21 protein-coding genes are annotated in these 21,169 nt (G+C 65.2%); 12 read left to right on the forward strand and 9 right to left on the reverse strand.

Features of this window, described 5'->3' with window-relative positions:
• Nucleotides 1-192 precede the first annotated feature (192 nt).
• On the forward strand, nt 193-456 hold the full coding sequence (locus tag ACFPFG_RS30765; RefSeq protein WP_312372422.1) for a VF530 family protein: 264 nt from the start codon (nt 193-195) through the stop codon (nt 454-456).
• A 66-nt stretch (nt 457-522) separates the two neighbouring features.
• On the opposite strand, the gene ACFPFG_RS30770 is transcribed toward ACFPFG_RS30765, so the two are convergent.
• Nucleotides 523-1,224, reverse strand: coding sequence for a pentapeptide repeat-containing protein (locus ACFPFG_RS30770; protein ID WP_183022092.1), 702 nt, complete (start codon nt 1,222-1,224; stop codon nt 523-525).
• Nucleotides 1,225-1,677: 453 nt separating this feature from the next.
• On the opposite strand from ACFPFG_RS30770, the gene ACFPFG_RS30775 reads away from it, so the two are divergent.
• The 6 genes from ACFPFG_RS30775 to ACFPFG_RS30800 are packed head-to-tail and all read left to right on the forward strand — an operon-like array spanning nt 1,678 to nt 7,206.
• The gene (locus tag ACFPFG_RS30775) at nt 1,678-2,520 is read left to right on the forward strand and encodes an STAS domain-containing protein (protein ID WP_380109680.1); all 843 of its coding nucleotides are present in this window, start codon (nt 1,678-1,680) and stop codon (nt 2,518-2,520) included.
• 7 nt (nt 2,521-2,527) lie between these two features.
• On the forward strand, nt 2,528-2,902 hold the full coding sequence (locus tag ACFPFG_RS30780; RefSeq protein WP_012206213.1) for an STAS domain-containing protein: 375 nt from the start codon (nt 2,528-2,530) through the stop codon (nt 2,900-2,902).
• A complete protein-coding gene (locus ACFPFG_RS30785; RefSeq protein WP_197955953.1) occupies nt 2,892-3,296 on the forward strand; it encodes an anti-sigma regulatory factor in 405 nt (134 codons plus the stop codon). The genes ACFPFG_RS30780 and ACFPFG_RS30785 overlap by 11 nt, the downstream gene beginning before the upstream one ends.
• 47 nt (nt 3,297-3,343) lie before the next feature.
• Nucleotides 3,344-4,342, forward strand: a complete 999-nt coding sequence (locus ACFPFG_RS30790; protein ID WP_380109682.1) for an ATP-binding protein — start codon at nt 3,344-3,346, stop codon at nt 4,340-4,342.
• Nucleotides 4,339-5,199, forward strand: a complete 861-nt coding sequence (locus ACFPFG_RS30795; protein WP_183022089.1) for a sensor histidine kinase — start codon at nt 4,339-4,341, stop codon at nt 5,197-5,199. The genes ACFPFG_RS30790 and ACFPFG_RS30795 overlap by 4 nt, the downstream gene beginning before the upstream one ends.
• A gap of 45 nt (nt 5,200-5,244) precedes the next feature.
• Nucleotides 5,245-7,206 carry a hybrid sensor histidine kinase/response regulator gene (locus ACFPFG_RS30800; RefSeq protein WP_312372413.1) on the forward strand — a complete coding sequence of 654 codons (1,962 nt, stop codon included), beginning with the start codon at nt 5,245-5,247 and terminating at the stop codon, nt 7,204-7,206.
• Here the strand turns inward: ACFPFG_RS30800 and ACFPFG_RS30805 are convergent.
• The gene (locus ACFPFG_RS30805; RefSeq protein WP_034398816.1) at nt 7,178-8,074 is read right to left on the reverse strand and encodes a LysR family transcriptional regulator; all 897 of its coding nucleotides are present in this window, start codon (nt 8,072-8,074) and stop codon (nt 7,178-7,180) included. The two genes, ACFPFG_RS30800 and ACFPFG_RS30805, sit on opposite strands and share 29 nt — an antisense overlap.
• Before the next feature lie 141 nt (nt 8,075-8,215).
• Between ACFPFG_RS30805 and ACFPFG_RS30810 the strand changes: the two genes are divergently transcribed.
• The 4 genes from ACFPFG_RS30810 (at nt 8,216) to ACFPFG_RS30825 (ending at nt 10,470) form a co-directional block, all read left to right on the forward strand.
• Nucleotides 8,216-9,211 carry an NAD(P)H-quinone oxidoreductase gene (locus tag ACFPFG_RS30810; protein ID WP_197955955.1) on the forward strand — a complete coding sequence of 332 codons (996 nt, stop codon included), beginning with the start codon at nt 8,216-8,218 and terminating at the stop codon, nt 9,209-9,211.
• A 164-nt stretch (nt 9,212-9,375) separates the two neighbouring features.
• The gene (locus tag ACFPFG_RS30815; protein ID WP_043821188.1) at nt 9,376-9,681 is read left to right on the forward strand and encodes an antibiotic biosynthesis monooxygenase family protein; all 306 of its coding nucleotides are present in this window, start codon (nt 9,376-9,378) and stop codon (nt 9,679-9,681) included.
• Nucleotides 9,682-9,889: 208 nt separating this feature from the next.
• Nucleotides 9,890-10,165 carry a type II toxin-antitoxin system ParD family antitoxin gene (locus ACFPFG_RS30820; protein WP_202759172.1) on the forward strand — a complete coding sequence of 92 codons (276 nt, stop codon included), beginning with the start codon at nt 9,890-9,892 and terminating at the stop codon, nt 10,163-10,165.
• Nucleotides 10,162-10,470: a type II toxin-antitoxin system RelE/ParE family toxin gene (locus tag ACFPFG_RS30825; protein ID WP_380109688.1), complete on the forward strand. Its 309-nt coding sequence runs from the start codon at nt 10,162-10,164 to the stop codon at nt 10,468-10,470. Before ACFPFG_RS30820 ends, ACFPFG_RS30825 begins: the two co-directional genes overlap by 4 nt.
• Before the next feature lie 39 nt (nt 10,471-10,509).
• On the opposite strand, the gene ACFPFG_RS30830 is transcribed toward ACFPFG_RS30825, so the two are convergent.
• A complete protein-coding gene (locus ACFPFG_RS30830; protein ID WP_012206205.1) occupies nt 10,510-11,148 on the reverse strand; it encodes a LysE family translocator in 639 nt (212 codons plus the stop codon).
• Complete coding sequence (locus ACFPFG_RS30835; RefSeq protein ID WP_380109690.1) at nt 11,145-12,506, reverse strand: MFS transporter; 1,362 nt, start codon at nt 12,504-12,506, stop codon at nt 11,145-11,147. The genes ACFPFG_RS30830 and ACFPFG_RS30835 overlap by 4 nt, the downstream gene beginning before the upstream one ends.
• An 89-nt stretch (nt 12,507-12,595) precedes the next feature.
• Between ACFPFG_RS30835 and ACFPFG_RS30840 the strand changes: the two genes are divergently transcribed.
• A complete protein-coding gene (locus tag ACFPFG_RS30840; RefSeq protein WP_374617581.1) occupies nt 12,596-13,531 on the forward strand; it encodes a LysR family transcriptional regulator in 936 nt (311 codons plus the stop codon).
• A 2-nt stretch (nt 13,532-13,533) separates the two neighbouring features.
• Here ACFPFG_RS30840 and ACFPFG_RS30845 read toward each other — a convergent pair whose 3' ends face one another.
• From ACFPFG_RS30845 to ACFPFG_RS30865, 5 genes are all read right to left on the reverse strand, one after another.
• Complete coding sequence (locus ACFPFG_RS30845; RefSeq protein WP_380109692.1) at nt 13,534-13,908, reverse strand: c-type cytochrome; 375 nt, start codon at nt 13,906-13,908, stop codon at nt 13,534-13,536.
• 150 nt (nt 13,909-14,058) lie between these two features.
• Nucleotides 14,059-14,466 (reverse strand): PRC-barrel domain-containing protein, encoded by a 408-nt coding sequence (locus ACFPFG_RS30850; protein WP_183022083.1) that lies wholly within the window; start codon nt 14,464-14,466, stop codon nt 14,059-14,061.
• Nucleotides 14,467-14,704: 238 nt separating this feature from the next.
• Complete coding sequence (locus ACFPFG_RS30855; RefSeq protein WP_332259037.1) at nt 14,705-15,190, reverse strand: BLUF domain-containing protein; 486 nt, start codon at nt 15,188-15,190, stop codon at nt 14,705-14,707.
• 124 nt (nt 15,191-15,314) lie between these two features.
• Entirely contained in the window at nt 15,315-18,668 is a 3,354-nt protein-coding gene (locus ACFPFG_RS30860) for an Ig-like domain-containing protein (RefSeq protein WP_380109695.1), read from the reverse strand.
• 269 nt (nt 18,669-18,937) lie between these two features.
• Entirely contained in the window at nt 18,938-21,031 is a 2,094-nt protein-coding gene (locus ACFPFG_RS30865) for a metallophosphoesterase (protein ID WP_380109697.1), read from the reverse strand.
• Nucleotides 21,032-21,169 lie beyond the last annotated feature (138 nt).

Below are 21,169 nucleotides of genomic sequence, written 5' to 3' on the forward strand. Positions count from 1 at the left end.
AGAAGAGGCAAGGACGCCGTGAATGCTACAGAAACTTCTTCTTTGGTTTCATGTGTTTACAAATTTTTCCGCGCTCGCACAGTGCCGGCGCGGCCCCGTTTCTGCGGGACCTGTCCTGCCGCTGCCAACCTCGGCACCAGCGCGTGCACCGCACTGCCAGGCTTGCGGTCCATCACAAGGGAGAATCACCCCATGCAAGAAACTCCGCCCCCCGCCGCCCAGCCCCGCAATCCGCTGCACGGCGTCACGCTCGAAGCCATCGTCCGTGCCCTGGAGGCCCGCTATGGCTGGCCCGCCCTGGCACGGCAGGTCCCGGTGCGCTGCTTCACGCTGGACCCCAGCGTCAGCTCCAGCCTCAAATTCCTGCGCAAGACGCCCTGGGCGCGCGAGAAGGTGGAAGCGCTCTATCTGGACATGCTGCGCAAGGACAGGCGCAGGCCCGGGCAAGGGGACTGAGCTTCGCCGGCCGACACCCGGCCCGCAACCGGCCCGCAACCGGCCCGCAACCGGCCCGCAACCGGCTCACATCACGCGCACGCCCAGCCCGCCCACCAGCTCGGCAGCCTGCTCATGCGAGATCAGGCTGCCCTTGAAATGCTGGCTGAGCGAGGCAATCGTCAAGCCGCGCAAGTCCGCCGAGCGCAGGTCCGCGCCATCGAACCGGGCATTCTTGAGATGGGCATCGCGCAGGCTTGCCTTGTGGAAGACGGCATCGCGGAAGTCGCAGCCGGCCAGATCGGCATCGCTGAAGTTCAGGCCTTCCAGCGTTTTCTTGCGGAAGGACATGCCGCGCAGATCGGCACCAATCAGCAGGGATTCATGAAAATCAATGCCCAGGGTTTGCGCACCGCCAAACCTGGCGCCGGTCAGCTTGACTTCAAGAAAGCGCGCTGAGGCCAGCTTGGCCAATTCCCAGTTGGTGTTGTTCAGGTCGCTCTGGCAAAACAGGGCATCCGTCAGGTTTGCCAGCCGAAAATCGGCGCGGCCCGCCTTGCAATGCAGCCAGCGGGTGCCGGCCAGTTGGCAGCTTTCAAAGCAGGTGTCGGCAAAACTGCACTCCACAAATTGCGCGCCCTGCAAATCGAGTTGATAGAGATTCAATCCATCGAATTCGCATTGCTCGAAAAACAGGCCATGAGAGGCTTCTTGTTTCAATAGCTCCGATAGACTGTCCTGATCAAAAATCTGATTGACGATGGTTTTTGTGGAAGGCGTTGTTTGCATGGTCAATATCAGGCATGGCGTATTTCAGAAAGGCTGGGCAGTGTATGGCCTTGCCGCGCCCAGGTGTGAAATGCCCTTGGGATTTTCCAAGGGCATGCATTGCGCAGTTTGACGGATGAAAAAACCTGTGAGCACACGGGTTGCAGGCTGCTTACGGCGCCGGTCCCGCCCTCCAGGAAGGGGCGGAACCGGCGTGCCCACGTTCCCCATGGCTGCGTACCGGGAGCTTGCTGACCGGGGGGCTTGCTGACCAGGTGGCGGCTTGGCGGACATGCATCTGTCGAAAAACCCTTACAGGAAGATGCCATTTGATATTACAAAATGTGTCTCTCGTGGCGAGGGCATCAGTGAATAATCTGCAGAAAAACATGGTTGGCACGCCAGCTGTATTTTCACGAATGCATTTCTCTGGCAGCCTCGACGAATAATTTGTTTGAAATCCAGCAAATATCTATGACCGGAATTATCCAGCAAACACTCCGAAATGATATTGATGGCTTGGTCCAGGATTGGATGGCCCAAGCCAGCGTGGGAGACTCCACGCTTGGGAAGAATGCTGAAAAAGAAGCGCGCGGTATTATCAACGCCATTGTGGGCGGCTTCGCTTCCGGCGCCGATCCGCAAAGGTTTTCGGACGAAGGCTGGAATCCCGCGCGGCGCCTGCTGGCCGAGCTGTCCCGCACCCGCGCCGCCCAGGGCCAGCGTGCCGGTGAGGCCAGCCAGTTCATCCTGTCGCTGAAAAAGCCGCTGTTCGCGCACATCCAGCGCGGGCTGTCGGGCGATCCTGCCGCAGCCATCCAGGAAATCTGGCGGGCCACCTTGCTGGTGGACAACATGGCCCAGCACACGGTCAGCAGCTTCCAGCAGGCACGCGAGGAGATCATCATCCGCCAGCAGGAAGAATTGCTGGAGCTGTCCACCCCCGTCGTCAAGCTGTGGGAGGGGGTGCTGGCCATTCCGCTGATCGGCACGCTGGACAGCAACCGCACCCAGGTGGTGATGGAGTCCCTGCTGCAAAGCCTGGTGTCGACCGAGTCGGAGCTGGCCATCATCGACATCACCGGCGTGCCCACGGTGGACACGCTGGTGGCCCAGCACCTGCTGCGCACCGTGACGGCCATTCGCCTGATGGGCGCGGACTGCATCATCAGCGGCATCCGGCCCCAGATTGCCCAGACCATCGTGCACCTGGGCATCGACATGCGCGACATCACCACCAAGGCCACGCTGGCCGAGGCGCTCAAGCTGGCCATGGGCAAGACCGGCTGGCGCATCACCCGCCAGGCACAGGAGTGAGCCATCCATGGACCGCATTCCAATCCTGCGCATGGGCGATGTGCTGCTGGTTTCCATCCAGATCGACATGCAGGACCAGACGGCGCTGGCGCTCCAGGACGACCTGGCCGAGCGCATCGCCAGCACGGGCGCCAGCGGCGTCATGATCGATATCTCGGCGCTGGAGGTGGTGGACTCCTTCGTCGGGCGCATGCTGGTGACCATCTCGGGCATTGCCCGCATCCTGTCTGCCGCCACCGTCGTGGTGGGCATGCAGCCTGCCGTTGCAATCACCCTGGTGGAGTTGGGCCTGTCCCTTGGCGGGGTCAGGACCGCGATGACCGTCGAGAGGGGAATGGCCCTTTTGCGGGCCCAGCAGTCGGGAGCCACCCTTGGAACATGATCGCAGTGGCCAAATGCCGTTACACAACGAGCAGCAGATTGTTGCCACGCGCCAAACGGTGCGCTCGCTTTGCCAGATGCTGAAGTTCTCGCTGGTCGATCAGACAAAGATGATTACCGCTGCAAGCGAGCTGTCCCGCAATACGCTGATTCATGGAAAAGGTGGCCACATGAACTGGGCCATCATCGAAGTCAACGGCAAACAGGCCTTGCAATTGGTCTTTGAAGACACCGGGCCCGGAATCAAGGATCTGAAAATGGCCATGACCGATGGTTTCACCACCGGCATGGGAATGGGCCTGGGCCTGCCGGGAAGCAAGCGGCTGGTGAATGATTTCAAGATAGAAACCGAGCTGGGCCAGGGCACACGAGTGAGTATCACCAAGTGGAAGTAATCCGGGGCTGGACCCATCGTTCATTTCCAATAGGCGATGCGAGCCGTGTGGGTGAGGTCAGGCGCCATGTGGTTGCACTGGCCTCAGACATGGGTTGGGGTGAGGAGGACATGGGCCGCTCGGGGCTGGTGGCGACCGAGTTGGCCACCAACCTGGTGCGGCATGCCCGGGACGCTGAGATCTGGATAGCCGCGCGGCCGCCCCTGCATGACATTGAGATCATCTGCGTCGATCGCGGCCCGGGCATCGAGGACATCGCCACTGCCATGCAGGACGGGGTGAGCACCGGCTCGGGCTCGCCGGGCACGGGCCTGGGTGCCATCTCCAGGCTGGCCGACGATTTCTTTGTCGTCTCCGCAGCCACCGGCACGGTGAGCCTGGCGCGGCTGCGCCAAGGCCGCAGGGCGCCGTCGGCGCTGTCGCTGCGCATGGGCGCCGTTTGCCTGGCCGTTGCGCCCGAGACCATCAGCGGCGACGCCTGGGCGCTCAGGTCGGGCGCGGGACTGGCCGAAGTGCTGGTGGTCGATGGCCTGGGCCATGGACCGCTGGCGGGCGAGGCGGCCCGGGCGGCGGTCGATGTCTTCGCGTCGCAGAACGCGAACGGGAGCGGGAGCGGGAACGAGAGCGGCGCTGCCGATGCCGCCATGCCGCTGGGGGAGTTCGTGGCCCAGGCCCATGCAGCGCTGCGCGGCACGCGCGGGGCGGCCCTGTTGGCGGTGCGCTTCGGTGCACAGGCCGTGCACAGCTGCGGTGCGGGAAACATCAGTGGCAGGCTTTTCAATGGCGTGGCCAGCCTTTCCCTGAGCAGCCAGCACGGCACGGCAGGTGTACAGATCTCGCGGCCCAGGGTGGCCGACTGCTCCAGCCTTGACCATGGCGTTCTGGTGCTGCACTCCGACGGCGTGTCTGCCCGCTGGAAGCATGAGGACTATGCGGGCCTGCTGGGCAGGGACGCCGGCCTGCTGGCCGCCTGCCTTCTCTGGCACAACACCCGCAGCAGGGATGACGCCACCGTGGTCGTCCTCAAGGCCGAGGAAGAGCAATGAACGAAGACGATCTCAAAGCTGAACTGGAACTGTGCCGCGCCGAGGTCAGGTCCTTGCGCGAGGAGCTGGACGAGACCAATCGCGGCGTGGTCGCGCTCTACGGCGAGCTGGATGCGCAGGCCGAGAAGCTGCGCAAGGCCACCGAGCTCAAGAGCCATTTCCTTTCCTACATGAGCCATGAGTTCCGCACGCCCATAGGCGCCATCCGCAGCAACGCGCGCCTGCTGTTGGACCATGTGGATGGACCGCTCACCACCGAGCAGACCCGGCAGGTCGGCTTCATCCAGGAAACCGCCGCCGAGTTTTCCGAGATGGTCAACGACCTGCTCGACCTGGCCAAGATCGAGGCGGGCCGCCTGGAAATCTCGCCGGGCTGGTTCGAGATGATGGATTTGTTTGCCGCCTTGCGCGGCATGTTCAAGGCCATGGCGGACAACGTGGAGTTGAGCCTGGTGTTCGAAGAGCCCGGCGATCTGCCGCGCTTCTACACCGACAACCGCAAGCTCTCGCAGATCCTCAGAAACTTCATCTCCAACGCGCTGAAATTCACCCCGCAGGGTGAGATCAAGGTATCGGCAGAACTGGTGGGAGACATGCTGGTGAAATTCTCGGTGGCGGATACCGGCATAGGAATCGCCTCGGAATTCCACGACGCGATTTTCAATGACTTCACCCAGGTCGATTCACCCATCCAGAAGCGCCTGCGGGGCACGGGCCTGGGCCTGGCCCTGTCCAAGCAGCTGGCACAGCTTCTGGGAGGCTGGGTGGAAGTGCAAAGCGCCCTGGGCGAAGGGTCCACTTTTTCCGTGATCGTTCCCGCGCATCTTCCGGTCGATACCAAGGATCTCAAGGCCTGATACGGGCAAGCCGGTCTTCATGCCATCAAAAACAACAGGAACATCATGCCCAAGAACACGACTGGAATGATTCTTCCCTCATTCGACCGAAGCCTGCACACGATTCTTGTCGTTGACGACAATCCTGCCACGCGCTATTCCACGGCACGGGTCATCAGGGCGGCAGGATTCCAGACGGTCGAGGCGGAAACCGGGGAAAAGGCGATTGCCCTGTCGGAGACCGGCGTGGCAGCCGTGGTGCTGGATGTGCACTTGCCCGATATCTCGGGCTTTGACGTATGCCGCACCATCCGCGGTGCGCGGCATACCAGCCTGATTCCCGTGGTGCACCTGTCGGCCGAGTATGTGAAAAGCAACCACCAGGTGGCGGGCCTCAACGCCGGGGCCGACGCCTACATGGTGCACCCCGTGGAGCCGCAGCTGCTGATTGCCACGCTGCATGCCCTGATCCGCGCACGCCTGGCCGAAGACGGGCTGCGCCGCAGCGAGTCACGCTTTCGCGCCATCTATGACCAGGCGCCGGCGGCCATGATGCTGGTCAGCGCCGGCGGCCTGATCAGCGATGCCAACTCCCAGGCCCAGGCACTGCTGCAGCGCGGCATTGACGACCTGGCGGGCAAGCCGCTGGCCGGCTTTGTTCCGCAGGCCGTTCGGGAAAAAGCTGCGCAGCAATTGGCCGAAGACCCGGAAAAGTCCTGGCGCGGCGAGTTCCCCATCCTCCCGGCAGACGGGCAGGAGCGCCTGATCTCCTGGAAGTTCTCCGATCCCATCGAGCCCGGCATCCGCCTGGCCGTGGCCCAGGACCTGACGGAGTCCCTGGAGTTCGAGAGGCAGCGCCAGCAGATGCTGGAGCAGGAGCAGGCGGCGCGCGTGGCCGCAGAGCGCATCAGCCGCACCAAGGATGATTTTGTCGCCGTGCTCTCGCATGAGCTGCGCACGCCGCTGTCCCTGCTCAACGGGGGCACGCATTTGCTCAAGCGCGCCAACCTCAGCGAGGCCATGCTCAAGAAGGGCATAGATGCCATCGAGAAAGGCGTGAAGGCACAAAGCCGCATCATTGCGGACATTCTGGATATCTCGCGCCTGACGACGGGAAAACTCAATCTGCACCGCGAGGAGGTCAATGTCTGCTCATTGGCCGTGCAAAGCCTGGAGCCCTTGCGCGACAGCGCAGCAGACAAGAACATCACCCTGCAGTTCGAGGCGCCGTCCGATGAAATCATGGCGTGGATCGATGTCACGCGATTCCAGCAAATCCTGTGGAACCTGGTGTCCAACGCCATCAAGTTCTCCAGTGCGCGTGGCGTGGTGCGGGTCGGTCTTGAAATCGACGATGAGAAACTGCTGATGAGCGTGGCGGACGAGGGCGTGGGCATCGCGCCTGAGTTTCTTCCCCATGTCTTCGAGCGCTTCTCGCAGGCCTCCGCCCCCGCCACCCGTGGGCATTCCGGCCTGGGATTGGGGCTGTCCATCGTCAAGCACCTGGTGGAGCTGCATGGGGGCACCGTGCGAGCCCACAGCGAAGGCGTGGGTCGCGGAGTCACCATGCTGGTGGAGATTCCGTTGCATGACGGCAGCTCTTTGCAGGCCGACCCCCTGAGCGCTCATCTTGAAAATGGCGAGACCCTGAAGGGCAGGGACATCGTCATCGTTGAAGACAATGCGGACACCAGCGAAATGCTGAGGGTGGTCCTGACCGACCAGGGCGCCATCGTCAGGAGTGCCGAGAACTTTGACGAGGCCATGGCCCTGGTGCATGCGCAGTGGCCCAGCCTCATCGTCAGCGACATAGGGCTGCCGGGCAAGGACGGCTTCCAGCTGGTCAAGGCCCTGCGCGAAGCGGAGGCCGCGCACTTTGGCGGCTCCCGACAGGTGAAGATCGTCGCGCTCAGCGCCTTTGCCCGGGAGCAGGACCGCACCCAGGCGCTGCAGGCAGGCTTTGACCACTATCTGGAAAAGCCGCTGCAGCCGCACCTCCTCATCCGGGTGCTGCTGGAGCAGGGCTGATGGTCTGGCCCAGCGCCTGGGCCAGGAACTCGGCCGTGACGCGCACCCGGGCCGTGCGCTGCAGATCGGGGTGCATGACCTGCCAGACCTCGTAGTCGTCCGAGCGCTGGCGCTGGGGCCAGATGCGCAGCAGGCCTTCGCGCTCGCCCATGCTCACGGGCATTTCGCCCAGGCCGATGCCGGCCGCCACGGCCTTGCGCACCAGCAGGCTGGAGTTGGCGGCCATGGCGATCCGGGCCTGGCGCGCGGGCACATCGACCATGGTGGGAACGGGCCGCTGTTCCAGGAAGGGGCCATAGACCACGAGGTGGTGGCCGCGCAACTCGTCCTCTGCCGACGGCTGGCCAAAGCGCGCCACATAGGCTGCGCTCGCAAACAGTCCCACGGGCCAGGCGACCACGCGGCGCACCACCAGCTCGGGTGCTTCGGGGCGAACGTTGCGAAACGCGATATCGGCCTGGCGGCGGCCCAGGTTCAGCATGTGCGTGGATACCTCCAGATCCACGCGGATGCCGGGCCAGCGCTGCTGCAGGCGCTCGATGGCGGGCAGCAGGAATTCGGTGGCGATCGAATCGGTGCTGGTCACGCGCACCAGGCCGGCCGGGCTGTCGTCCAACCCCTCGATGCGCGTGCGCAGGTCCAGCGCCGCGCCTTCCATGCGCCGCGCGGCGCCCAGCGCGGCCTCGCCAGCGGCGGTGAGCAGGTAGCCATCCCTGGCGCGCAAAAACAGCTTGCTGCCCAGCTCGGCCTCCAGCGCGTTCAGGCGCCGGCCCACGGTGGCCTGGTCCACGCCCAGGCTGCGCGCGGCGGCGCGCAGGGAGGGCGTGCGCGTCAGCGCGAGGAAGATGCGGGTGTCATCCCAGTTCATGGCGGTTTTGGTGATGCAGATTTGCAGCACTGTAGAGCGAAATCGCTGCGTTTGAGCGGCTTGGAGCAGTCGTAAGCTTTGGGTATCGGACCTTCAACCCTTTTTTTGAACACCCATTGCGCAATGAAAGACAGCACAAGCATGCAAGCCATTGTTTTCGACGACTTCGGCGGCCCCGAAGTGCTCGTGGCCCGCGACGTGGCCCGGCCCGAAGTCCGGCCCCATGACCTTCTGGTGCGCAACACCGCGATTGGCGTGAACCGTGCCGATGTATCGCACCGCAAGGGCGCCTATGGCCGAGCCCACTTTGGCGAATCCGACCTCATGGGCCTGGAGATCGCCGGCACCGTGGTGGAGGTGGGCGCGCAGGTGCAGGGCTTTGCCGTGGGCGACCGCGTCATGGGCATCGTGGGCGGCGGCGCCTATGCCGAGCTGTCGCGCATCGACCACCGTATGGCCATGCATGTGCCCGAGGGCCTGTCGCTGACCGACGCCGGCGCGGTGGCCGAAGTCTTCGTCACAGCGCATGAGGCGCTGTTCCACCTGGCCAGCCTGCAGCCCGGCGAATCGGTGCTGATCCACGCGGCGGGCAGCGGCGTGGGCTCGGCAGCCGTGCAACTGGCGCATGCGGCCGGCGCGCGCGTGTTTGCCACGGCCAGCGGCGACAAGCGGGACGCCGTCACGGGCCTTGGCGCCGACGTGTTCATCGACTACCGCAGCGAAGACTTCCAGGCCGTGGTGGCCGACAGGACGGGAGGCAAGGGCGTGGACGTGGTGGTCGATTTCATTGGCGCCCCCTACCTGGAGCGCAATATGCGCTCGCTGGGCATGGGCGGGCGCATGGTCTGCGTGGGCCTGCTGGGCGGCGCGCTGGCGGCGGCCGTGCCCATGGATGTGCTGCTGTACAAGCACCTGCGGATCTTCGGGACGGTGATGAAGTCGCGCCCGCCCGAAGTCAAGCAGGCCATGGTCCAGCGCTTCGCCCAGCGCTGGCTGCCCGCGCTGGCGGCCGGCACCATCCGTCCGGTGATCGACAGCACCTACCCGCTGGCCGAGGCCGCGCAGGCACACCGGCGCATGGAATCGGGCCAGAGCGTGGGCAAGCTGCTGCTGATCCCTGGGCAGCCCGGGCAGTAAGGCGCCTGCCAGGGCGCGCATCCCCCGGGCAGGAATCCTCAAGTTCTGCAATATTCCAAGTCTCCGGATGCGCGCAGCCCTGCGCGCATCCAGTCTCTCAACCAGGAGCGATGACCCCGGCTGCCTCGCGCGCCGACATCGAGCCGCCTCTCCAGGAGATATCCATGATTGTTGAAATTGCCGAACTGAGGGTCGATCCCGCCAGGCACGAGGAATTCGGTCAGGCCCTGACCCAGGCCGTGGCCGACGTGCTGTCCAAGGCCGGTGGATACCGTGGGCACAGCATTCTTGCCTGCATGGAAACGCCCGGCCGCTACGTGCTGCAGGTGAACTGGGAGACCCTGGAAGACCACACCGTGGGCTTTCGCGAGTCACCCGCCTTCGCACAGTGGCGCGCCATCATCGGCCCGTACTTCGCGCAGGCACCGCATGTGGAGCATTTCGTGGTGAGGGATGCGCGGGCGAACTGAGCCTGGCATCTGCGGCCGCGCCGCCCGCCCTTCGTGGGCGTCGCGGGCGTGGCCGGCGCTGGGGACGGGCTTGCATTCGCCTCATCCTCTTGCATACGCAGCGTTTCAGGGCTGGTATGGCACATCGGCAGCAATGTATTGATTTGATAACTGTTGATAAATGCGCTAGGCTTTGTTGCAGTTTCCAACCCCACGAGGAGGGCGCAGCATGATTTCTGCAGATTTGGGCAAGCAACTCGAAGGCTATGTCCAGCAGCTTGTCGACACCGGGCGGTACGGATCCAAGAGCGAAGTATTGCGTGAGGGGGTTCGGCTGGTGCAGGACAGGGAAACCAAGCTGACTGCGCTCGACGCGTCCATCAGGCGCGGATTGGCTGACGCGGACGCGGGGCGCACAAAGCCAGCTGGCGCTGTGTTCGACAGACTGGAAGCCAAATACCGCGCAATGACCGAACAGGCCGAAAAGAACAACCAGTCCGCATGATTGTTGAATTCACGGGCAATGCGGAATGCGACCTGGAGCACATCGCTGACTACATAGCTCAGGACAATCCGCGCCGCGCACTGTCATTCGTGCAGGAGTTGCGTGACAAGTGCGAAGCCCTGGCACGCAGGCCATTCGCTTTTCCGCTGGTACCCCGGTATGAAGGCCACGGCATTCGTCGGCGCGTGCATGGCAACTATCTGATCTTCTACCGCGTGGCCGAGCAAGAAGAGCGGACCATCATTCTTCACATCCTGCACGGCGCAATGGACTACGCCGCTGTTTTTTTCGAAGAGGGTGAGTAGCAGCGGGCCGGCCCGTGCGAGCAAGGGCTGCGCACGCACTCAGCCCAGCTTGTGCCTTGTCCTGAGCAGTCCCACACCCAGCGCGATGAAGGTGCCGCCCACGATGCGGTTGAACAGCTTGGCGTGCGCCACCAGGTGGCCCTTGATCAGGGAGATGAGCAGCACGTAGCAGGCGTGCGAGATCAGGGCGCAGACCGCGAAGGTGGTGGTCAGCACCAGGTACTGCGTGAGCAGCGGCTCGCCCGGGACGACAAACTGGGGAAACAGCGCCGAGAAGAACAGGATGGCCTTGGGATTGGTCAGCGACACGCCCATGCCCTGGGCCACCAGTTGCCAGTTCCTGCGCTCGCGCCGCTGGGTGGGGGCCAGGCCCGCATCGCTGCCCAGCAAGCCGTCCTTGCTGCGCCAGCGCTTGACGCCCAGCCAGATCAGGTACATGGCGCCCGCCACCTTCATGGCCAGAAATGCATGGGCCGACATGGCGAGGATGGTCCCCATGCCGATCATCGCCAGCCCGGACACCACAAAGATGCCGACCGAGCTGCCCAGCGAACTCAGTGCCGTTCGCCTTGCGCCCACGTCAACCGAGTTGGAGATGGCCAGCAACACGGCGGGGCCGGGGGTGAAGCACATCAACAGCGAGACGCCGCAGAAAACAAGCCAGTGGGCGATGGTCATGATCGGGGGGAGGTCGGTGGGGGAAGACAGCCGACATTCTCGGGCAATTGGGGGGTCTTCGCGGCCTTGGCATTGCCAATGGCACCGGTCCGTGCAAACAGCTGCATGGCCCAGCCCGCGCAGGCCGCCGCACAGGCCCAGGCCAGCCCCCAGCCCTGGGCCGACAGCAGATGCGGTATGGCCAGGGGCACCAGAAAGCAGACCGCGAACACGGAGGTATTGGCCATGCCCAGCGCCGTGCCTGCGCGGGCTGCACCGGCCAGCCCGGCCAGCTGCGTGTAGGCCACGCCATGCCAGGCGGACACGCAGATGCCGCAGATGCCCAGCATCACCATGAGAGCCACACCCATCGCAGCAGAACCGGCCGGGTGGCCGGACCAGCTCAGGACCGCAAGGCCTGCGAACAGCACCAGGGTGAGCTGGCAGCAGGCGCGCAGAAAGGCAGGCCTGTTCCGGTGCCTGTCGGTCCAGCGGCCGCTCCAGATCCGCAAGGCCATGGAAACCAGTTGCACGACCGACATGAGGGCCGCCGCCGCGCCCAGCCCCAACTGGGCATAGTCATGCAGGAATACCGTACCGAAGGACAGCACGGCGAACTGCGGGGCGCACAGGATGCCGATGCCGGCGGCCATGCGCCAGGCCTGCAGATCGCGCAATGGGCCGGGCGTGGTGGTTGCGGCGCGGTCCGGCGCGGCGGCCTTGCTTCGAAGCGGTGACTGCGGCGGCTCCTGAATCCACAGCGCGGCGAATGCGGCAGCCCCAAGGCACAGCGCAGCCAGCACGCCATAGACGGCGGCAAAGCTTGCATGGGTGGCCAGGCTGGTCAGCAAGGGCGCGCCGATGGCGCCACCCAGCGGCACGGCGGTCTGGCGGATGCTCATGGCCAGGCCGCGCTCGCCTTCGGCAAACCAGCCCATGACTGCCCGGCCGCTGGCACCGTTCACGCTGCCGCCCAGCAGCCCCACCAGCACCAGGCCGCCAGCCAGCAAGCCAAACGGCGGGACATGGGCCGGCGATGGCGAAGCCCATAGCGCCATGGCCACCAGGGCCACGGCCGTGCCGCACAGGCCGAGCAGCAGCACCGGCCGGTCACCCCAGCGGTCCGTCAGCAATCCCCAGGGCAATTCACTGAGCGCAATGCCCAGGCCCATCAGCCCCAGCGCCAGGCCCAGCGTCCGGGTGTCCAGCTGGTAGCCCGAACGCATGAGGATGGCCGTCATGGGAATCCCGCTGAAAGCCACGGAAAACGCGGCATTGGCGATGACGCCTGCCGCCAGCACCTTCCAACGGTGGCGGGGCGGGGAGGGCAAGGGCAGGGGGCCCGGATCGGCGCTGGGTGCAGGAGAAGAGGAGGTCATGGGCGGCAGTATGTTGGGCCTCAATCATCCTGAAAATCACATAATTTCGCATCTACAATCCATTTTTTCAGCACGATTGGGGCTTGGCAATGACACGCGTTCTCTATGACCTGGATGTGCTGCGCACCTTTTGTACCGGCGTCGAACTGGGCAGCTTTGCCCGGGCGGCGGACCGGCTGGGCCGCTCCACATCGGCCGTCAGTGCCCAGCTCAAAAAGCTGGAGTCCCAGTGCGGCACGCCCTTGCTGCGCAAGTCCGGCCGGGGGCTGGTGCTGACGGAGGCGGGGGAAACCTTGCGCGGCTACGCGCTGCGCCTGCTGGAGCTCAACGACCGCGCCGTGGCGGCCGTGCGCGGCAGCGAGCTGCGCGGCCTGGTGAGCCTGGGCCTGCAGGAAGACTTGGGCGAAAGCGTGCTGCCCCATGTGCTGGGGCAGTTCGCACGTGCCCACCCGCACGTGCGCATCGAGGCCAGCGTGGCCCGCAGCGATGAACTGCGCGAACGCATGGCCCTGGGCCAGTTCGACCTGGCGCTGCTCTGGGATGTGGGCATGAACCATGCCTGCGTGCATGGCGAGCACATCATGCGGCTGCCGCTTCAGTGGATTGGCCCGGCATCGCTGGATGCGGCCGAGGCCGGCTGGGCGCGCGGCCTCAACGGCGGGGTGCAGGGCGATGAGGCGCTGCCCCTGGCCATGCTTGAGGCGCCTTGCCCCCTGCGGGACATCGTGACGGCCGCCCTGGACAAAAAGGGCCTGGCCTGGCGCCACGCCTTTAACAGCGCCAGCCTGACCGCCGTCTGGGCCGCCACGGCGGCCGGCCTGGGCCTGTCCGTGCGCACGCCGTTCGGCCTGCCCGCCCACGTCAGGCCGCTGGATGCACAGGCCCTTGGCCTGCCGGCCCTGCCGTCCATGGACCTGATCCTGGGCCGCGCCGCGCTGGATGCCCCGGAGCCCGTGGACCGCCTTGCGCGCATCCTGGTCGATGCCGTGCGCGAGCATGTGCGCAGGCAGGAAATCGCAATTTGAATTTATTTCTTCGTGATCAGGCCGCTGAAATACTCATTCAGGTCACGAAAATCCTTCACCGTCCAGGCATGGGGCGGTACTTTCACGCCGTTTTCCCGCAAGGTGCGGGGAATCAAATCTCCATTCGGGCGAAGAATGACGGACGAGACAATCACGCCCGGATAATCATGCAGCCTTTTTCTGAAGGCGGCGGTCGTCAGGTCGGGCGTGGGAGGGTTGCTCTTGTTGGCCAGCGGGCCCGTGCCCCTGGCGTCTGGCCCGTGGCACATGGCGCATCTCGATGAATAGAGCTGCTTGCCATTGCTGTTGTCCGAAAATGAGGGCGATGCCTGAATGACCAACGATATTCCCAATGACGCGGCGAAGAGTATTTTCATTTGCTCGTGGATTTTTTGTATGAATCTGATCCGCCGCGATCATATTGCCTTCCACGGCCACTCTGGACGCTTGCCTGGCTGCCAGCCACGCGCCCACGAAAAAGCCCTGCAGTGCAGGGCTTGTGAATGAGGCGAGAGGGCGCGCCTGGCTTACTTCTTCGCGTATTCGAACTTGGGCAGCGCCTTCAGCGCGTCCTTGGTGGCGCCGGGCAGGGTGATCTTGTTGTTTTCCACGCGGAACTGGTTCACGGGAATGGCCACGTCATGCTTGCCCAGGCCCAGGAAGCCGCCCGCGCCGATGATGGCGTACGACACGGCCTTGTCGGGTGCGACGATCACATCGTCGATCTTGCCCACGGCCTTGCCTTCCTCGTTGTAGACGCTCTTGCCCAGCACGGACTTCTTCAGGCTCCAGCCCGTGGCCACGGCCTGGACTTCAGTGGCCGCCACGCCCAGCGTGGTGGTGCCCGCCACGGGCTGGGCCCAGCTGGTGGAGGCTGCACCTGCTATCAGTGCGGCAGCGATCAAACCCATCTTCAGCGTCTTGTGACCTGTCATAGAGAACTCCTGGAAAACAAAATTTGAAGCCCTCATTAGGAGCGCTGCGCAAGCGCATGGAGATCGGAAAAGCAAGCAAAGGCCTGTCAGCCAATCGAGCGGCGCGGCGAGGAGCTTGCCTACAAGCGTCATGATGGATTTCAATACGGGCAGTGCCCGGTCATTGGTATCGATGCCGCAGACCATGGACCGGTCTATCTTCAATATCCCGGCGCGCAGGTGTTTGGTGCCAAAGGCATTACTGAGCGTCCAGAAGCGGTAAGAGCTCCTGCAGCTTGTCCAGCGCGCCGGGGCCTTTGAGTTCGGAGATGGTGCCCAGCGGCTCCGTGTCTTCAACAATCACATAGGCCATGGACCACTTGGCAAAACGCCTTTGATCAAGGCGTGCCTGCGGAAACAGGGGCGTGAAGTTGATGTGACGTTCATCGCGCGAGATGGACTCCACCAGCAGGGCCAGTTGCTCTGGCGGGCCTTCGACATACTGGAAGAAGCGTTCACCGTCGAAAACCAGCATGCCCGTGATCCCGGCCGACCAGTTGAAGGTGCGTGCGGCCTTGATGATCCCCGCGATGCATGTGGTGTCAGCCCCTGGGGCCAACTGGCTGTGATAAAGGAAACATTCGAGAGAATTTTCTCGCATATCCTCCCCCTTTCTGAGTTGTAGGGCGGCGATGGTATGCGTTGCGCGAAGGTGATCACGTAGGTGCGCAACCCGTTGTTGCATATGTAACCATACTGCTCGACGCCACGGGCCTGGGCGGCTGCAGGGCCCAAGGTCCACAAGCCCCCACAAGCCCCCACAAGCCCCCAACAAGCCCTGGCGGGCAGGGCATGCGGGGGCCTGGGGACTACCCCGCCCGTTTCACCGGTCGCATGCGGCGAAGCGCCGGACCAGCCGCCAAGGCCAGCAGCAGGCTGCCCAAGGCCAGCAGCCCCGGGGTGGAGGCAGGAATGGCCGCCGCCTCGGCAACCGTTTGCACCCATTGGATGCTGGCTGGCGCGTTGCGCGCGTCGCCGCTGTATTCGACCGTGATGGTGTGCGCCCCCAGCGCGGACAAGGCCACGCGCAGCCGGGCGCGGGCATTTGCATCCAGGGCGATCGAGCCCAGGGTGCGCCCGTTCTCCGCCAGCGTGATCGTGCCTGTGGGCAGGGCCTGTGCCTGGGCCTGGACAGCGTTGTGCTGCGCCGCAGCGCCAGGGGCGGCCGTGACCTGGATGCTGAACACGATGTCCTCGTCCCTGCGCGACGGGTTGGGCGTGGAGCTGATGCCGAGCACGCTGGCAAGGCCCTGGACATCGCCCTCGCGCGTGCCGCTGCTGGCCGCGAACTGGGCATCGCCCGCATAGCTGGCCGTGAAGACCTGGGCCGGGCCGGCGGCACCGGGCGTGAGTTCGCAGCGCGCCAGGCCGTTGGCCAGCGTGGCCGTGCAGCTGGCTTGCGCGCCTGAAATGGTGACGGTGCCGCCCGGCGCCTGCGCGTTGCTGGCGGCAGCGCTGACCGAGGCACTGACCTCGGCGCTGTTCCCCACGGTGAGCGAGCCGGGCAGGGTGAGCACGGTCCGTGAGGCGGCTTTTCCGACATCCACCGCCTGGCTGGCCTCGCTGGCCTCAAAGCCCGCATCGCCCGGGTAGCTGGCACGGAGGTTCAGATGGCCCGCCGACGAGAACGGTCCGAGCACACAGCTGGCTGCACCCTGGACCAGCACCGCCGTGCATTGGCTTGCCCCGGCCGAGATGGTGACGTTGCCCGTGGGGATGAACGCTCCGGGCGGCTCGGCCGTCACGCGCACGCTGGCCGTCACCGGTGAGCCCGCTGCGATGGAGGAAGCTACCGTCAGCGCCGTGCGGCTGCTCGCGCGGTCCACGCGCACCCTGAACACGGCCGATTCCGAAGGCAGCAGGCCCGCCGCCGCGCCGCCCGTGTAGCGGGCCACCAGCGAATGCGCTCCCACGGGCAGGTCCAGGGAGAACCGGGCCTGGTTGTTCGCATCCAGGTTCACCGCCGCGCCTTGCTGCACGCCTTCACGGAACACGGCCACTGCACCCGTCAGGCGCGCAAGAGGTCCTTGCACGGTGGCTGTGACCACCATGGGCTGGCCATGGACGGTCAGGCTGCTCTCGGCCGCGAGGGCGGTCAGCGTGTCGGCCTGGACCATCACGTCCATGCTGTGCCGGGCCTGGTCGTCGCCATTGCTGGTCACGGTGAGGGTGCGCAGGCCCGGGCCGCGCAGGCCGAAGCTCACGGCCTGGCTGCCTGTGCCCTGCTTGAGCCGGGGCGCGGGCACGGTGTCGTCGGGGTTGCTGCTGGAGAAATTCCAGTAGAGGGTGCCGTCGTCCAGCTGGGCCACGGAGTCGTCCACCGCCAGCACATAGGCAGAGGGGCCCGTGAGCGGGGTTGTGACGGCCGCGCTGCCGGGCCAGTCCAGTGTCAGCTGGGCGGGGCCGGTGAGCAGGGGCACCGGCAAGGGCAGGTTCTCGTAGTGGACCACGAAGCGGTTGTTGTGGCCCGGCAGGCTGATGAAGCCGTCGTAGGTCCCCACTTCGCGGTTCGCACGCCCCAGGTCCAGCCAGTAGCCGGCCACGGGCCAGCGTCCGTACATGAAACGGAACATATAGGGCGTGGAAAGCGTGGCGCTGGGGCCCGATGCCGGTGTCGAGCGGTAGATGTCCGACTGCAGCAGGCCCGTCCATTGGATGGATCCGGTGGGTGAAGCGAGGGTGCCGTAGCCCAGGATGGGCGACAGCCCGATGCTGGGGAAGGATTGGCCTATGCGCGCCCGGACGGAATGAGACTCCACCCCGCGGCTGCAGGTGATGTTCTGCTGCGCGCTGAAGCACCAGGTGCGCTGGTAGGTGCGGTCATCGGGGTCGATGAAGGTGGGGGTCTGCGGATCGGGCCGTGGCGTCACCGCCGTGATGTAGCGGGGCTGGCCCGCGCCCCAGGCCTCCATCTTGACCGGTGTGGCCGTGTCGCTGGTGGCGGCGATGGCGTACAGCGGCCCCACGTCGTCGGAGGCGTTGTAGGCATCGGCAATCGCCCGCACGGCGATGGGGCCGCTGTCCAGCAGCGCCACCTGGTGGTCCTGGCCGGCGACCAGGGCGGTCCTGCCCTGGGGCTGGGCGGCGGGGTCCGGGGGACTCCACTGGGACCCCGTGCGCGCCTGGCCGAAGGGGGAACTGAACCACTTGAGCGGCTGCGCCTGGCTGGACGGCGGTGCGGGCGCGCGGGTGCGCAGCACCAGGCTCTGGCGCATGCCCAGGCCATCGGGAAAGGCCGAGCGCGCCTGTGCGCGCTTGAGGGACTGCAAGGGCGTGACGGGACTCAGGAAATACGCATAGGCGGCGTCGCCCGCGCCGGTGTATGGGGGGGCTTGCAGCAGCAGTTCGGGATCTTTCACGAAATCCGTGTCCGCCACCGCAGGATCGCTGGCCGAATAGCGGAAATTGCGCACATTGGGCGCCTGCGAATAGATGTCGGTCGTCGAGGTGGTGCCGAAGGCATCGGACAGGGTGATGAACAGCTTGGCCTCGGGCGCCAGCGAGGTGGGGATCGGATCCTGGTCGCTGAACAGCTTGACGTAGGTGGTCTGCTCCTTGGCGCCTATGGCGACATCCGCGGCATTGGCGCCTGCCTCGGGGCGCAGCACCAGGGACAGGTGGCGGCCCTGGCCTACCCGTTGCTTCACGAAGCCGGTGACATCGAAAGAGTAGTAGCCCGCATGGGTGACCGCAAGCGTGGCCGCAGGATCGTCGGCATCCCGCGCCTGCGTGGTGCCTGCCGTCAGCGCGCTGCAATCGGGCCGCTCCGATTCCAGCGCGTAGCAGTCCTGCCCGGCGGCCTCGTCGGCCATGGCCAGGCGCAGGTGGCCCGTGCGGCCAACGCTTTGGACCAGAACCACCAGCCGGGCGCTCAGCACCTTGGCTGGCGTGAGTGCATAGGGCTGCCGGTTCGCACTGCTGTGGGTATCGCTGTCCCATGACACCGCGTCGATATCGCCCGAAGGCAGGCTGTCCAGGCTGAACTTGAGCCAGGCGCTGCTGCTGGCGTTGACGGCCAGCGTGGGGTTCCAGGCCGCATAGCTGCCCGTGGCGCCCAGTTCGCCGTCTGCCACCAGCGGCGCCTCGATCCAGGAGGGGCTGCTGTAGGTGGGCCCGGTGCATCCCGCCAGCAGGACGGCGCACAACGCAAGCCCGGACCACAAGGCCAGTGTCCATGCCCTGGTTCCTGGCAAGAGGACTCTGACAGGCAGGGCCTTGAAGTGGAATCCGCAGTGCATGGGAGCGTTCTCTGGCGTCGGTCAGGGAAGGTTTTGGGGCGGCCTCAATCTAGGGCGTTTGTGCCGGCCTGTCTGTCCCCCTTTCGGGCTACAAGCGTCTCCTTTTGCTCTCTGTCCCTTTCTCGCCTGCCCAAAGAAACAGCCCCGCAGGCACCAAGGCCGTGCGGGGCTGAGCAAAGCCGGGAGTGCTTTCGTCAGAATTTCAGGCTGTCACTGCCTTCGGCGCGCAGCGTCCTGGTGTCGAAGTCCACCGAGAAATGGTCGCTGGGCTTGCCCGAGCCCAGGCCCTTGAGGATGGAGAACACCTGCTTGAAGCTGTACTGGAAGGGCTGGCCCACGGGCGTGCTGTCGGCCAGCTTGTCGCCCGTCTTCTGGGGCGCCGAGGTCAGGGCAGGGAAGGCGCTCATCAGCAGGCGGTACTGCTGCACGCGCTGCTTGCCCATGTCGTTCAGCGACAGGGCGCCCGCGTAGACGGTGCGGTGGAAGTCGCCGTAGAAGGTATAGGCCGACACATTGGCCAGCGCGCTGAAGTCCACGCCCGCGGCCTGGGCCTTGGCGCGGGCGGCGTTCTCGGCCACGGCCCAGTCGGCAGCCCACTGCGCGGCATTGCCGGCCACGGGGCCACCTTGCAGGCAGCCGGCGCTGGGCTTGAACGGCACGGCAACGCCTTGCGCGGCCAGGCCGGCGAGCTGGGCGTAGGTGACCTTGGTGTCCAGCTGGGCCATGGTCAGCATCTGCTGCAGGTTGAGCTGGCTGACCAGGTCCTTCATGTCGCAGGCCCAGTACTCGTCCAGGAAGCGCAGGCGCGACAGCTCGCCGAAGTAGCGGCTGGTGAAGTCGCCATAGCTGGTGCTGGACAGAATGGCCTTGTCCCAGCGGCGCTTGGCGTCCTCGGGCTTGCTGCTGCCTTCCACGTACTTCCATTCCATCTCGTACAGCGGAAAGAGCTCGTTGAAGCGCGGAACATTGTTCAGCGCCACGGTCTGCACGTCCACCTTGCGCGGCGTGTCGAAGCGCACGATCTTGTAGGCCGCGCCATAGACGGCCAGCGACGGCGACTGCACGTTCACCAGGTACTTGCCGCTCTTGCTCAGGTAGTCGTTGGTGCCGTTGAAGTGCATGTGGCCGCCGATGTGCAGCGGCAGGCCCGTGGCGGCCACCGCCTCGGCCGTGGCCTGCTCGGGCACGCGCGCCGTCTGGAAGGCGCCGGGCTTGAAGGCGGCCTTGATGGCATCGGTCTGGTTGGCGTAGAAGTCCATGGTCGGGTAGTGCGAGAAGGCCACCAGCTGCTTGCCCTGGGCCTTGGCGCGCGCGCTCACCGATTCGATCCACGCCATCACGCTCTTCTTGTGCGTGGTCATCTTGTTCCAGCCTGCATTGCCGGCGCCGGTGAAGCCCTTGGGCGAGTTGGGCTTGGCGGGGTCCAGCTTGTCCGGCACGAAGACGTTGGCGTCCACCGACAGCAGCCACAGGCCCTTGACGGGCTCGACCAGGTAGCTCACATCGGCAATGCTGGTGCAATTGGTGTAGCCGGCCTGCTTGAACTTGCCGCCTTCGCCTTCCTTGCAGATCTCGTAGCTGCGCTGGCCCAGCCGGGCCTGTCTGGTGGCCTCGGCATAGCTGTACTTGTCCTGCGCGTAGGTGCTGTAGGGGGTCTCCCAGTACACGTCCTTTTCATTGGGCATCAGGCCGTAGGGGGCCAGGTCGCGCAGCAGCGAGGCATAGCCTTGCTCCATCAACTGGTCGGTACAGACCACGTTGGCTTCGGCGTTCAGGCAGCCCTGGTAGTTCTTGGCGTAGACCTTGACCGTGCTGCCGTTGGCGGCCATGAAGTCGTCCTTGCCCTTTTCGTCATCGTCGTAGGGGGCGACAGGGTCATGGTTGCCGGGCGCGATGAAAAAGCGCATGCCCTTTTTCTCGTACTCGGCCAGCACGGCGCGAAAGCCGTTCACGTTCAGCGGCTGGCCGTCGTCGGAGAAGTCGCCGGGAAAGGCCACCAGCTTCACGCCCTTGGCCAGCGAATCGTCCAGCGCGGCGCGGAAGGCGAAGTAGTTCTCGTTGAACAGCCGCGTGGAAGTCAGCTGCGCATACATGGTGCGGATGGTGGCGAACATGCCATTGGCCGTGGGAACGCCCTTGAAGCCGCTGTTCTTGAGGTCGCCGTACACGTCCTGGAAGTGCACATCGGCCATGAAGGCCACGGCCTGGCTGTTCGTTCCCCCATCTGCCCTATCGCCATCGCTGCCACCACAACCCGCCAGGGCCAGCGCTGCGGCACCGGCCACCATTCCCAATTTCCAGACTTGCATTCTTCGTGTTGCGCGGGGCGCTCTGTTTGACAAAGTCCGGCATTGTCTGCAGACCATGTTTCATGGGCGTGACAGGGCAACCCGGCCTGGCGTGGTAGACGCCGTCCGACTTTTGCA

Source organism: Delftia deserti (assembly GCF_042653485.1).
Lineage (GTDB): Bacteria > Pseudomonadota > Gammaproteobacteria > Burkholderiales > Burkholderiaceae_C > Comamonas > Comamonas acidovorans.